This is a genomic window from Candidatus Accumulibacter sp. ACC007, from assembly GCF_907163205.1.
In the GTDB taxonomy this organism is placed as follows: domain Bacteria; phylum Pseudomonadota; class Gammaproteobacteria; order Burkholderiales; family Rhodocyclaceae; genus Accumulibacter; species Accumulibacter regalis.
Genome location: NZ_CAJQUD010000005.1, coordinates 1 through 13,988, shown reverse-complemented (window position 1 = coordinate 13,988; position 13,988 = coordinate 1). Strand labels below are relative to the sequence as shown.

Sequence of the window (13,988 nt, the reverse complement as noted above, 5' to 3'; positions counted from 1 at the left end):
GCGTCCGGCAAGTGAGCGCGGCCGTAGTCGACGCGCAATCGAATCAGAGCAGTGGCCGGCAGGCGGCGAGGGTGACCGGCTCGGCGCGGGGGGCTGCGCCTTTCTTGGCCGGTTGCCGGGCCTCGGCGCTGAACCACCAGTCCAGTTCGTTGCCGCAGCCGTCGCCGGCCGGGATGACGGCCTGCTGCTGGCATTGCTCGCTATCGGCGGGGCAGTGCAAGCGGACGTGGAAGTGAGCGTCGTGTCCGAACCAGGGGCGGAGCTTGCGCAGCCACGCCCTGTCGTTTTCGCTCGCGCACAGGCCACGCTTGATGGCGGCGTTGACGAAAATGCGGTCGACCCGGGAATCCTCGGCTGCTGCCTTGAGCAGGGCCTGCTGATCGTCGCCCCACAGCGTGCCCAAGCCTTCGCCGTCCGCGGTGACCATGCTGGGCGGGTCGGGCTGGTTTGCGGTATCGCGGTTGGCGGCTGCCGCAGAGGGCGCGAGCTGGAACCAGATGTCCACATCCAGCCCGTTCTGATGGCTGCGGTGCGAGGTGGACATCAGTCCGCCCCTGGGTTGGCTCAGGTCGCCGATCATCACCAGGCCGGGGCCGCGCCGCGCCTGTTCGCGGCCGAGGTCGGAGACCAGGTGCAACAACTCTGCGTGTCCGTAGAAGCGGTTGCGGTAGCGGCGAATACTGACATATCCGTCGCCTTCGGCGGGGAGGCTTTGGGCGCCTGCTATGCAGCCGTTGGAGACTGCGCCGATGACCTGGGTGGGGCCGTCGCTGGGGAGCTTTACCTGCGCCCAGGGGCTGGCCAGCGCCGAGGCGGTGAGGCCGACAGTGAGCCAGGTGGCGAGCAATAGGGTCGGGGCCTTGGTGGCGAGGAAAAGGTGTCGGTTCATGGCGGAAGGTCTAGGTAGCAGAGGGCTGGCTGCGGTAAAGGCGTGGCTTCGGTCGGCGGCGTTCCTTGCCGGGTGGTGAAACAATCGAGGCGGCGCCGGCAGCCACCGAACGCCTTCTATCGTCGGCAAGGCAGGCCACGAGCAATTTCACCGTATGTTGACGGCTCTACCTCTGTGCCACCAGCAGGAAGACCGGGTACTCGCGTTGTGCCGGGCCTTCGCCCTTGGTCATGCTGAAGGCGGTCGTGAAACGTGGTTTCCGGAATCCTGCCGAGGCGGCCTTTGCCGCCAGCTCACGACGATCAAAACCGTTGTGGCCGTCGAATCCCTGGCCATGAAAAGAGCCGTCCTCGGCGTCGAGGTCGGCAATACAGAGATAGCCCGACGGCGCCAGCAGGGCGTAGAGACTGCGCAGGAGGGCGTCGGTGTCGGTGATGTGATGACAGGTCATCAAGGTGTAGATCAGGTCGTAGCGTTCCGCCGGGAGGGCGTCGGTAACCAGGTCAAGCTTTGCGGCACGCATGTTCGTGATGCCGTTGGCGGTGATTTTCTCGTTCAAAACCGCGAGCATTCCTGGCGAGCTGTCGGCCAGGGAAATGTGCCCGAGCTTTGGCTGCAGGGCAAAGCTGAGCAAGCCCGTTCCACAGCCGTATTCCAGCGCCTGCATGTGCAGCGACAGCGGCACCTGTTCCTGAATTTCCCGGGCCACCGCGAGCGCTCGCGCCTGCTTGACGGGATCGGCGTCCCAGGTGGCGGCGTTGACGTCGAAGTGATTGGTTGCGCGTGTACCTGTCATGTGACTTCCAGCCATTTTCTCCAATAGTAACGCAGGTTCGCCGGTGTTGTGGGTGAGCCGTGCGCTGCGTTGGAGTTCGGCACAGGCTTCGGCCCGGCGTTGCATGAGGGCCCGTGCTTCGCTGCGCACGCCTGGTCCACGTGGCGTGCCAGCGAGGACGCGGCTTCGGCCTTTGGCTCATTGCTCAGGGCGGGTGCGGCCAGCGTGCCGGAAGCCGCTTCGACGGCGGCAAACAGTGCTCTCGATGGGCTTTTGGCGGCGAGCAGAAACCTCCTTGCGGCAGGTTGAAAAAAAGACCTTAACAAGGGCAATTTTCCTTGTCCCCATTTTTCTGGAGTGACATAATGGCGGCCAATTTGTAGTTGGCCAGTAAAACTATTAGCCTAGGAACTTTATGGCGTTGTCGTGTTCACGCGCGAGTCATGTCTCGTGGTTGTCGGGGCGCGCCCGTGGGGGCCTTTGCCACGTCTACGGCTCGATAGGCTACCAAGTCATGATCGCAACGCCCGTGCAGGTGCTCGTCCGAGCCACAAGGGACGTAGCGACCCCGAAGCCAGCGTTTACCTCGAGGATCAGGGCTGGCAGTTCCCCCGGCTGTTCCATCAGAAGCGTGGCTGTTGAACGGGCCTGCGGCCCGTTTCGACCCTGGCGCAGCGCGCGGGAACCTGTGCGCTGCGGTCGAGCGTCCGTAGAAGTAACGCAGGGGCGCGGTGACCAGGCCGTCCCCCACGCATTAAGGAAGGTCGGAGTTGCTCGCTCTTCGCCTAGGCAGCGCGAAAGGGTGGAGCAAGCGTAAGAGCAGGAAGAGGGCTGACCAAGCAATCAGCTCGCGGGACAAGCGATTCCCTGGAGTCGCCGTCCAGGCGGGTCTCCAAGCCGAGGGGAGTCGGCAAAGGCCCGGGAAGTGCCTGGCGTGTATCTGGTAGTCGCTGCAAAGGGTGCCGAGGTTCGCTCGGCGTGGGGGTTATGGCTGGTGGGTGCCCGAACGGGCACAGAACATGGGGGGGTAGGCGTATGTTTAGTAGTCTGATGCCGCAGCGTAGAGAGTTTTTTGAACTTCTCGCTGCGCACTCCGAACGAGTAGTGGCGGGAGCCAACGCGACCTTGCGCCTGATCAACGGCCTGGGCGAGGGTGGCGAGGATATTCCGGCTCTGGTCGCCGAGGTTAACCTCAATGAGAAAGAGGCCGACAAGATCAAGGCCACCTTGATCGAGCGGCTGCACAAGTCCTTCACCACGCCGATCAACCGTGACCAGATTCACGCGCTGACCACCGATCTCGACAAGACGCTGAATGCTCTGCAGGACGTTGCCAATGCACTGGGCATGTACAGCATCAAGCAATCGACCGTTGAGGCCCGTGAGATGGCGTCCCTCAGTGCCGACGCCTGCATGCGCCTCAACCGCGCCGTCATGGCGCTGTCCGACAAGACGCGCAGCGCGGAAACGCTCAATCTGTGCAAGGAAATCGAGGAGATCGAGAGCAAGGCCGACCGGGTTCAGCGCAAGGCGATCACCGCCCTCTTCCAGGAGGGGGTCAATGTTTGGCAAGCCATGAAGATGCGGGAGTTCTACTCGCTCCAAGAGGGCGTCCTGGATTGCTGTCAGGACGCAGCCAAAATGATCGAAGAGATCCTGATCGAAAACTCCTGAGAGGTAGGCCAAGATGGAAGGTTTGACTATCAGCATTTGGGTGCTGGGGTTGCTGATCGCGATCGCGTTGGCGTTTGACTTCATGAACGGATTTCATGATGGCGCGAATGCCATTTCGACGATTGTTGCGACGGGTGCGCTGACACCGAAGCAGGCGGTGATTTTCGCCGCCTTTTTCAACTTTGCCGCCTTATGGGTGTTTGAGCTCAAGGTGGCGGCCACGATCGGCAAGGGCACGGTGGGTCCGCAGTTCGTCGATCACTACGTGATTTTCGGGGCCTTGGTGGGAGCACTCGCCTGGAACATCATCACCTGGTACTACGGAATCCCGTCGTCCTCGTCGCACGCCCTGGTCGGTGGGCTGGTTGGCGCGACGGTGGCCAAGTCTGGCTCGGGTGCGCCCATCGTCTGGGAGGGGTTCGGCAAGATACTGGCGTTCATCATCATTTCGCCGCTGGTCGGGGTGATCATCGGGGGCTTGCTGATGGTTCTCGTCTCCTGGATCTTCCGAAACCACTCGCCCCATCAGGCAGGGAAATGGTTCAAGAGTGGGCAGTTGTTCGCGGCGGGTGCCTATAGCCTGGGTCACGGTGGCAACGATGCGCAGAAGACGATCGGCATCATATGGCTGCTGCTGATCACCGCGGGTGTCGCAACCAAGGACGTGGCCACCTTGCCGACCTGGGTGATCTACTCGTGCTACTTCGCGATCGCCTGGGGTACCTACCTGGGAGGCTGGCGCATCGTCAAGACCATGGGCACCAAGATCACCAAGCTAAATGCGGTCAGCGGTTCGTGTGCTTCGATGGGTGGCGCGATCACCCTTGGACTGGCGACGCTCGGGGGTATTCCGGTATCGACGACGCACACCATCACCGGTGCCATCATCGGTGTCGGTTCGGCCACCGACGTCAAGGCAGTGCACTGGGCGATCACCGCCAATCTGCTGGTTGCGTGGATCTTGACGATTCCCGCGGCAGGGCTGATTGCAGCGATATTCTGGTATATCGGAACCAAGTCGTTCTAGGCGCTGCTCACCGTAATGGTGGAGAACGCGCCTCGCTTTGACGGGGCGCCGTTCCCGCCTTGCCTGCTGCATTGCTGCCGCGTTACGCCAGAAGGGGGGCTGCGCGCCCATGTTGACCGCCGACCGGCATCGCCTGCGGACCCCCTGGCCATCGCCCACTAGCATCTGCTGGGACTGCCGCAGTCATTGCGTCCTGTTGCCAAAATTTGTCGTACAAATGTCTATCAAGGGGAACTGACCATGTTACCGAAGCGTTCCGAATTTTTTGCTCTTCTCGCGGCACATAGCGAGCGTGTTCTGGCAAGCACCAATGCCATGTTGCGTTTGATCACCAGTCTGGGCGTCAGCAAGGACGACGTCGCCGCCCTGATCGAAGAAGTCAACATGAACGAAGCCAGCGCCGACCAGATCAAGCAGGACATGCTCACCATGCTGCACAAGGCTTTCGTCACGCCGCTCAATCGGGAACAGGTCTATGCACTGACCCTCGAACTCGACAGTGTGGTCAATGCGGTCCAGGACGTTGCACAATCGGTGGACATCTACCACGTCACGGAGGCGACCGCCGCGTCGCGTGCACTGGCCTCGATGGCCGTTGACGCCTGTACCCGTCTCAATCGCGCCATCAACTCGCTGAAGGACAAGGAGCGTAGCGAAGAGACCGTCAACCTGTGCGTGGAGATCGAACGTATCGAGGAAAAAGCCGACGCCGTGATGCAGGGGGCCATCAAGACGCTGTTCGAGAATGAGGGCGACGATGATGCCGCATTGCTGGCCATTCGGATGCGGCAGTTCTATTCACGGCAGGAAAAGGTTCTCGCGCGTTGCAAGGAATCGGCTCAGATCATCGAAGGCATCCTGATCGAAAATTCCTGAGGCCAGATTCGGTCGGCGGGGGGGGCGCCAAATCTCTGGATTGCCACGTCGGCTGCGCCTCCTCGCAATGACGACGTGTCGGCTGATGTCGTGCCGCGCGGCTTCCCGCCGCGCCTTGCGGCTCAACGATCATCAGCAAGCCAGGGCGTGGCCTTTCGTCACTTCGTTCCCGCTTGCGGACAGCCGGAGTCGCTCATCATGGCGGCGGTGATTTCCTCGGGGCTGAGGTCGCGCTGGTGGGTGGCGACCGACCAGTGGTGGCCGAAAGGGTCGACCAGGCGTCCGTAGCGGTCTCCCCAGAACATGTCGGCAACCGGCATGGTCACTTGTGCGCCGGCAGCGACGGCCTGGGCGACGGTGGCATCGACATCGCTGACGTAGAGGTGGATGCTTACCGGCGAGCCGTTCAGCGACAGCGGGCTGAGCATTCCCTGCTCCCGATACTCGTCGACCAGCATCACGCAGGCGCCGCCAATGCGGAGCATGGCATGCGCCAGCTTGCCGTCCGGACTGGCCAGGCGGGCTTCTTCGCTGGCGTCGAAGGCCTGCTTGTAGAAGTCGATTGCCTCGACCGCGTCGCGGCAGGTCAGGTGTGGGGTGATTGCCGTCATGCCTGGCGGAATGGCTTGGCTCATGATGATCTCCTGGTTGTCTCTGGTTGAAATTCAGGCGGGCGTGTCCGGCGCCTTGAAGCGTTTGACGCTACCCGACGACGGAAAATCCTCGAGATTGTACAGCCCCCCTGGCTCGCTGTCGGCCGGCCCTTGCCTTGCGGGTTGGTGGGGCGCTGGCTTCAAGGACAGCGCTTCTTTATCAGGAGCCGTTCCAGCGCCATTTGCGCCTGGCTGTGTGCTCGACGGTGGTGCAACGCCGCGGTGAGAGGCCCCACTTTCGGGCGCCAGAGAGGGGTCTTGCCGACCCCGTTCTCTTGCTTTCAGGCGCTGCGCAGGGCGGCAGGCATGCCAGAACGCTGCTCGGGCAGCAGTGCCGGTCGGACTTGCGCCAGCCAGCTCTCCACACGTTGTCCGGTCAATCCCGGCTGGTTGATCTGGTCAAGTGCCAGCCCGAGAAAATGCCGGCCAGCGACGGCTCGCGATGCGGTGAAATCGTAGCCGCTGGTCGGCCAGCGCCCGACGATGCGCGCTCCGCCTGTCAGGAGCGCGTCCTGGATAACGGCAATCGCATCGACGAAGGCACCGGGATATTGCTAAAAAAAAAGGGGGGGGGGGTTTCGGTTGGGGGGTCGCACTGAGCGAGCGCGCCAAAAAGTAGATGGCAGCCCAATGGTGGTCCGACAGGTCGTAACAACAAACACAAAAAAAAAACACATCTTTCAGTAACGCCTGCCATCTCGGCGGCCACGCGGCCAGCGAGCGGGAAACGCTGCGTGTAACGGGAAGGGCCGAGGCCGTGCGCGTTGACATCTGAAAAGAGCGCAAGAATCAAAGTTCGTCGTAGGGTATAAAAGTCTGGGCGCTTGTTGGTCTAGGCGTGACGCTATAAAGGAAGATAACAAGTAAAAGTGTGTGGGGGGGTCTAAAAAAACACATAAGAGCGGTCAACCCGGGCTCTTGTGCGTAGTAGTTACGCTGACCACCACTCGCGCACACCCGCGGTCAATGTCGCGAAAACTATGTCCAGTGCCGGGGCTCAAATGCAGAAACGCGTCATGCAAGCCGCAGTTGTTGGTGCCAAAAACCAAACGTCTTCGCCACCCGAAACCATACAATCAAACGCTGAGGAACGTCGCGGCGACAAGGCAGAAATGGCGTGCACAAAGCGTGTAGGGTGGAGGTGTGCGTGCGCTACTCAACAGCACCAAACTAAAGGCTGGTGACCAGCAAGGGCATACACACGCGCGTTCATTACCACAGATTGTGCACAGGGTTGTCACTGTAGAAGGTACAGTCATAACAAAAAGACGATTTGCAAGCGAAGGGGATGTCTCAAAACGTCGTCGTCACACGGCCCTTAAACCGGAAAAGCGCGAGCACGGGCGACACATTCATTCTTATGGGCTTCCGCGCCATGCCGCGGTGACCTCGAACATGAAAGCCGGTAAATGAAGTCCCGCTGGCGTCAGGCCGTCCGCACAAGCGCGCTCGAACACCCTCGAGGGTGCAGTGTGTAGGCGTAAAAGAAATAGCCCTGTGTGACAAGTAGTCAAACAACCGCAATCCTCGTGACTTCCGTGTTTGCACCGGAGTGTTTTTCCACCCAACAGCGCGCTGCGACAATCCGGCCACGCGAGATCACACAGCGACACAAAAAAAAAAACGCTCCTCGATGCGGGGGGCGTCGGGAGCCGTGAGATAATCGAACATGCAAACTGCGACTGTCTGTGGCGTCACAAACGGAAACACAAGGGAGCAGAGCGCTCAACAGACCGCGGGAAGAGCCGTTTCCGAAGCGTCGAAGCGAGAACCACAACACAAGGGCCGCTCCTGGAGGAAAACGCCACCCCAGCTTTGTCGATGCTGGTGTACACAACAATGGCTGGTCTCTGCGTGACAAAATAGACGATTTCCGTCAACGGCGCAGTGTGCAAAAAGCGGCTGTGTACGGGGACAGGCAGCCAAAAGGGTGCGCGCGAGTATATGGCCAGGACTAACACAATAAATCCCACAACAAGTGGGCTTCACCGGACTGACTTACAGCGCTGACATTCAGCACGTGGCGCAGCCGTGGGGGCCTCGCCGGTCGCGTGGCCCCATGCTGCCAACTGCATGACAACCGGTCTCGTGAGACCCAGTACCCAAAGGTATGAGTCAAGTGCGTTCCTCTCCCGGCAAGGAACGTGCGGCGGGGGGGTGGACAATAGCCGCCTCAAATGCCGGCAAAAACAAACGCAGGCAGCAGCTTCGCATCCCGTGACCCCGGCGCCGGCGGCCACGTGCCTGATATACAACACCCCCACACACACAACACATTGCGCCGAATCGCCGGTGGTGACAAAAGGGGAAAAAAAAAAGAAGAAAAAAAAAAGGAGGGGGGGGGGGGGAAAGGGGGAAAAAAAGGTAGGAGAAAGGGGAAAAGCAGACACCAAGAGAGGAAAGTGGATCGGTGTAAAGTGCAAAAAAAAAAAAAAAAAAGGGGGGAGTCTCGCCCTCCAGGAGGCACGCGCGGAGACCACGGTCGCATCTCGGATCAAAGACATGCAGCTCTTGTTACGGCCCGCGTTCCTTAGGCACAGGGGGCTTGTGTACAAGCGCCCGATCGTCTTGACCATAACAAAACCAGTCGGCGATGGCCCGCTCGACGCCCCCGAACAAGGTGGCCCGATGCATCGCCGGCTGTGATGATCCGCATCGGCGAGCCGGTAGGTTGAGTGAGGCAGCGAGGACTTACGTCGCCGACCTTCTCGGTCCTGCGAAATAATAAGCGGCCTCGCCAACACATGCGGTTCAGGGCTTACCCATCTAGAGGGCGTGAGCGCGGGGGTCGGAACTCGTCACCACCCAGGCCGGGCCACGGTTGTCCGATTCACAGACGCCTGCCGGTACGACGTTTTGCCACTCCGCAGCAGAAGGTCCCTGGCGATGGCCCTGGGTTCCTGTTGACGTCTTGAAGTGATCGAGATCGCTACGCAGCGCAGCACCGAAGTCCCTGTTGCGCTTGGCCTGCCGTCATGCCCCTGCCTGCGAGTGACCGGCGCAAGATCGTGCGGGGGTGGAAAAAATAAACCAAAAACCGTGAGGGAAATCAAAGACGCCAGCCTCTATTCTTCCCTCGGCCAGCTTGCTTTGGTGATGTTCCGTTATTGCATGCAGACAGGTTAATTGGTCACTGCCCGACACGTCAGCCCTGAGCGGGCCGGCCGGAGTAGGGGGTATGGGGTTACCATTTTGGATAGACCCTCGCCATTCTTGGCGCCGTGTCCCAGACGTCTCCCGGCCAACAGCCCTTGCTATGACCGCCTCCCCACAATATCAACAGCGTGAAAACAGTCCTCGTCGTGACGCAGACTCAAGCACGACGGTCGATTTTTCACCACGGCTGCCTCTGGCGCGGACAACCGTCATCAGGGTGAAAGCGGATTGACGCGCAGGACCTCCAGCTATGGGCAGTGCTGGTGAGAAACACAAACACACATCCCCTGCTGCGACTTGTAATGCGACGGCAGGCGATGCGCAGTCGGCATCGGCCTGTTATGCGCCCTCGTACTGTCGCTCGATCAGCTAGTGCGCAGTTACGGCGCTCACGCCCTCGGCGCCGCTGCGCGAGACGGTTATCCCGAAGCACCCCACCCAGGCACGTTGCCTAGCAAAGGGTGAAAAGACCATGGGTCCAATTACGACGAACACAGCCAAGTTGCCCGCGCTCTTCCATAAGCTGATTGCGGGGTGCAGGTAGAAAATTCAGGTCGTTGCCTTGAGATGAAAGCCGGCTGATCACCTGCCAGTGGCCAGCTCACCCCGGCGACACCCAGGCAGGCTACGCGAGCGCAGAGGTTTGGCGTTCCAGGATCATCCCCGCTCGACTCAAGGTCATAGCCACCGGCGCCAGGACGTAGTATGTCGAAGTAGCGTGCGCGGTGGCGTCCCGAGCACAGAGTTTGCACCGCGCAGTTCGCGGTCGTACATCGCATCGCCAACGCGGGTCGTGCACGCGCAGTTCGTACAGAGCACATTGCTGTGGCTGCTGTTCCGTGGCCAGCCGGCCTCGATTTCTTTCCGACCGGTTGGGCAGCCATCCCCCGCGCGGTCTTCCGCCGCCTTCGCCGCGCCTCGGGCCCGCCCCGACGCTCGGCCATATCGGGAAGCGTTGCCGGGCTTTGAACCGCGTTTATTATCCTGAGCCGCACAACATGGGGCAGCAGCGCACCCCCGTTTCGCTGTCCGTCCTTCGTCGACTTGCGGTGCGGTCGGTCCGTGTGGCATGTCTGGCGCGAGGACCTCTGGCCGTCCTCCGGCCGTCAGGCGCTCTGCCGCAGCCATACCTAGTCGAAACCAACCGCTCCGAAAGAAGGGAGCCCTTGGTGAGGCGTCTGCGTGAGGCAGCGGTGTGCGCTTCCGGCCCGGCAAACTGCAGCGCCATGGCCGGGGCGGTCGTCCTCCATACCCGCGGATCGGTCAGCGCGTGCCTCATCAGCAGGGCCTCTGCCTCGCTCACAGCCATAGATCTTCGTTCCGCACCGGGATTCCAGGCCAGAATGCGCCATCGGAGATAGAGGGGGGTCCTGCACGGTGTCCCGGCGTCAAACGTCACGCGTAAACCTCGACGCCGAGACGGAACAGGCTGGCGCGGCTCTCCAGACAAGCTTCGACCCGCTTCATTTCGGTGATGTCCATTGACTTGATCACCGCACCTTGCGATTGGACGTGGTCCGAGTGCGAGAGGGGCGGACTCCGCATCGCGTACCAACGACCCGGTGCTTAGCTATTGCACTTGCGTCTCCAGCGGCGCATCTTATCGAGAGGGCACTCCCGATCGTCTTCCCCAGGAACATTTCGCGCCGACAAGTTGGAGACCATGGTGCCCACGGGCCGGACCGCCGTGCGCCCCGGAATGCTGTGTTGAATGATCTGAGAGTGCCGTGTGAAGCGCAGGATGTGCGTTGATTGTCGATAAAATGGTGGCGATGCCGGTGCCGCAAGCATTGTTTGTTTCATGGGGGGGGGTCGTTGATTGTGTGGCGTGGGCGCGGACAAGTCTCGACCTTGCTCTGCAACTCGGCGTTGACCGGTCGACCCTATCCTCATTCACCGAGTGAACTCGTCCTGAAGTCTCCAGTTCCTCGTTTGTGGACTGCATCTTCTTCACCCGACTGCAGTTCCTCGATCCCGACTTGAGTTGCCTCGTTAGGCGGGTTCCGAGTTTCCTCATGCGGTCTCTGCATGTCGTCACCTTGCACAGCATCTCCTCCCTTAGCGCGCAGAGCTGCGGGGTCGGCGTGCGCTACTCTGGCTCTTCGGTACGGTGGCGTAGCAGCCAGGGCTGGCTGACGGTGGGCGTCTATTCGGGCGCAAGGCGGCGGCTTCCGCCAGGATACCGGTAAGTCGGCGTTCCGGGGCTTTGCCGCCATGCCGGTCAGCACGGTGGTTGGAGGCTCAGGTTGAACCGCGTGAAGTGGGGCCGTTGCTCCTGCTGCAGCCGGCCAGGGGACGCTCTCTCTTGCTTGAACGCGGCCTTGTGCAGCGCTGGCGTAGAGTCGAACTGGAGCCCCGTTCGGCCATCCTGAGATTTGTTGATACCCCGTTTCGCACCTTACCTTTTCCTCAGTCTCCCGCTGAAACACCGGTAGCAACTTTTCGCTATTGTTTTGCGCCTGTGATATGGCGCAGCGGTGTGGGAAGGTGATGCCACTGGCGACGTACGGAATGGCCGTCGGCGTATCGGCGATACGCTCACTGTGCGGGCTGTGTGCTGCAAAGTCGTTTGCGAAGCCTTCGATTTTCTGGGACCCTTTGGGCGCTTCGCGAGATACGTGTCGCAAAGTCGGGCGAAGATGGCCGCGCGGGGATCGTTTCTGCCGGGGCGCAGCGCAGCAGTCCAGCCGCGAGGAGCGCGGTCCGTGGTGGAGAGCGGCGCGTTACCTTGACGAGTTTGGCCGAACGGGGTCGTGTCGTAGCGGTCTCCGTTTCCCGTGTTTAGGCAGCGGGGGGGGGGGCTGCGCCGGTGTGGATGGCCTCATTGACACTCACCACTAACGGGGCAAAGTGCCGGCCGTTGCTGTTGCGCACGTTGCACAATCTGATTCGCTGCGAACACTTCGCTGCTCGTTGGTCCCTGAGCCTTCTCGCGTCGCGTGCCCGCCGTCCTGGCATGACGCGAGACGCCTGGCTGGTCTTGATCGAGACGAGCGTCGGGAGCACTCCAGCCGAGATGTGGCCTTCATGCGCGCTGAAAAAACAGAGCTTCTGCTCTTCCCGGTGGGATTCGCTGTGCCCCACCTGGCTTCGCATGTGCTTGGCGTTGGCCAATCTCACGCTTGAGGAGTACGTGACTGCCGAAGCGTGTTACGGTGGGGTCGTGGCCCGGTGGCGCTCCAAAAAGACCTTACACGTTGCCAAACGCCAGCTCGTCACGATCTACCAAAGGAGCGGCACACCACAAACAAATATATACGCGAACAGTCGTAATAAAAAAAACCGACAAGATCGTGGCCCTTGCAGGAGCCATGCTGACACACAGGGGGGGGAAGGGGACCTGTCGAGCTGTGGGAGCGGCGAGAAGTGCGGTGTTATGTCATAGCCCTCATCGAGCCCCCGCGGTGATTCCTTGCTCTGCACAGGACCAACACCGTCAACATACCACAGAGGGCTATAACCGAGACAGGGCTGCCGGACGGAGTTTGCGGGGTGTTGAACGAGGACGCGCGGTTGACAGCGTCGTACAGTGGCCTGGCGCGCGCGCGTGATCAGCCTGGTCCACGGCCAAGACCTTCCGCGACCATGCCCGAAGCCACCTGGGCAACCGAGCATCAGGGCCTTATCGCTTGTTCGCACCGAGATGAGAGTCACACATCGGGCTGATACCCAAAAAATACCAATGCTCCTCATATCAGTCCACCAGCCCCGCTGGCCCAGGAAACCGCTGGGTGCGCGTGTGGCGCGGCCGGCGACAGCCGCGTTAAATGACTAGCTCAATACCCTGGCCACACGAGCGGGCTGGGCGGATCGCAACGACTGTGGTCAGGGGAGGGTGTCCGTTCGGTACTGTGGCTGCATGAGACCGCTGTCGTACCCCGTGTGCGGGCTCCGCTCGGGGCATGATCGACGTCCACGCATTGCGGGCGTGCCCCGCGGAGAGGTCGCAGATAGCGCAGGCTCGCAAGAAGCTGCCGATCGAAGAAAAGAGGAAAACGGCGCTGCTCAAGAGTTCGACCGGATAGATTCGCCCAGCGTCCTTGTCACACAATCCCTATGGGGATGGTCTCCGACCGCGAGTCGGAACATCATGAATTCTTTAGTCAAGGCCGCGCCGCCACACCAGGCGTGCTGTTCCGGGCACTGCAGACAACACCGGCATCGTGCTCGAACCGACACACCCGCCTCTATGGCCGGCCTGGCCGCCGCGCGCGTGTCCCGAACCCTTCCCCTGTGCAGTCGCGGCCGGCAATTGCAGGCCACGCGCGAGGCCACCCTCACCGTGCGTGGCAGCCGCACCCTCACACCGCCGCACGCGACCAGACGTACTGGGAAACGACCGGTGGTCGGCCATCGGGCGCACAGGAAATCCCCGAGGGCAAGCTCTGGCCCTGGAATGGATGCTGCTGACCACCGTGCCGACCCGTACCTTCGATGAATGCCTGTAGCCGTATCGAGTGGTATTGTCGCCGCTGGGGGAATCGAGATTTTATCACCGCACGCTGAAAGCGGCCTGCCGCATCGAGGACCGCCAACCTCGGGCTCAGGCCAAATCACTGAAGGCCTGTCTGGCGATCGACATGGTCGTTGCCTGGCGGATCTTCCCCATCGTCCATCCTCTCCCGCCAGCACCCCGACTTGCCCTGCACCACCTATTTCGATGACGATCACTGGAAGGCGCTCTACGGCTTCGTGCACCGCACGCCCCATCCCCCCGGACACGCCACCGACTCTTCATCAGGCGGTGCAAATGGTCGCTCGCCTCGGTTGGTGTCCTCGGCCGTAAAGCGACGGTGCGAACCCGGCGCCTCAAGTCCTCTGGATCGGCATCCAGCGACTCGATGAACCTGACCCGCATGTACCACGCGTCTCGCTACCCCTCCACCACAAGCTCCTTGAGCCCCGCGCCAACCCATGCCCAGTCACCTTACAAGACCA

At 61.4% G+C, this 13,988-nt stretch carries 6 protein-coding genes; 3 read left to right on the top strand and 3 right to left on the bottom strand.

Annotated elements, in window-relative coordinates; all coding sequences use genetic code 11:
* Positions 1–43: 43 nt before the first annotated feature.
* Positions 44–973 carry a penicillin-insensitive murein endopeptidase gene (gene mepA / locus QZ634_RS13100; RefSeq protein WP_291989041.1) on the bottom strand — a complete coding sequence of 310 codons (930 nt, stop codon included), beginning with the start codon at positions 971–973 and terminating at the stop codon, positions 44–46.
* A gap of 82 nt (positions 974–1,055) precedes the next feature.
* Complete coding sequence (locus QZ634_RS13095; protein WP_291989038.1) at positions 1,056–1,685, bottom strand: class I SAM-dependent methyltransferase; 630 nt, start codon at positions 1,683–1,685, stop codon at positions 1,056–1,058.
* Positions 1,686–2,699: 1,014 nt separating this feature from the next.
* Between QZ634_RS13095 and QZ634_RS13090 the strand changes: the two genes are divergently transcribed.
* The 3 genes from QZ634_RS13090 (at position 2,700) to QZ634_RS13080 (ending at position 5,241) form a co-directional block, all read left to right on the top strand.
* A complete protein-coding gene (locus tag QZ634_RS13090; protein ID WP_291989036.1) occupies positions 2,700–3,338 on the top strand; it encodes a DUF47 family protein in 639 nt (212 codons plus the stop codon).
* Positions 3,339–3,351: 13 nt separating this feature from the next.
* A complete protein-coding gene (locus tag QZ634_RS13085; RefSeq protein WP_291989034.1) occupies positions 3,352–4,365 on the top strand; it encodes an inorganic phosphate transporter in 1,014 nt (337 codons plus the stop codon).
* A 240-nt stretch (positions 4,366–4,605) separates the two neighbouring features.
* Entirely contained in the window at positions 4,606–5,241 is a 636-nt protein-coding gene (locus tag QZ634_RS13080; RefSeq protein ID WP_291989032.1) for a DUF47 family protein, read from the top strand.
* A 158-nt stretch (positions 5,242–5,399) separates the two neighbouring features.
* Here the strand turns inward: QZ634_RS13080 and QZ634_RS13075 are convergent, their stop codons facing one another.
* The gene (locus QZ634_RS13075) at positions 5,400–5,876 is read right to left on the bottom strand and encodes a VOC family protein (protein WP_291989029.1); all 477 of its coding nucleotides are present in this window, start codon (positions 5,874–5,876) and stop codon (positions 5,400–5,402) included.
* Between the last annotated feature and the right edge of the window lie 8,112 nt (positions 5,877–13,988).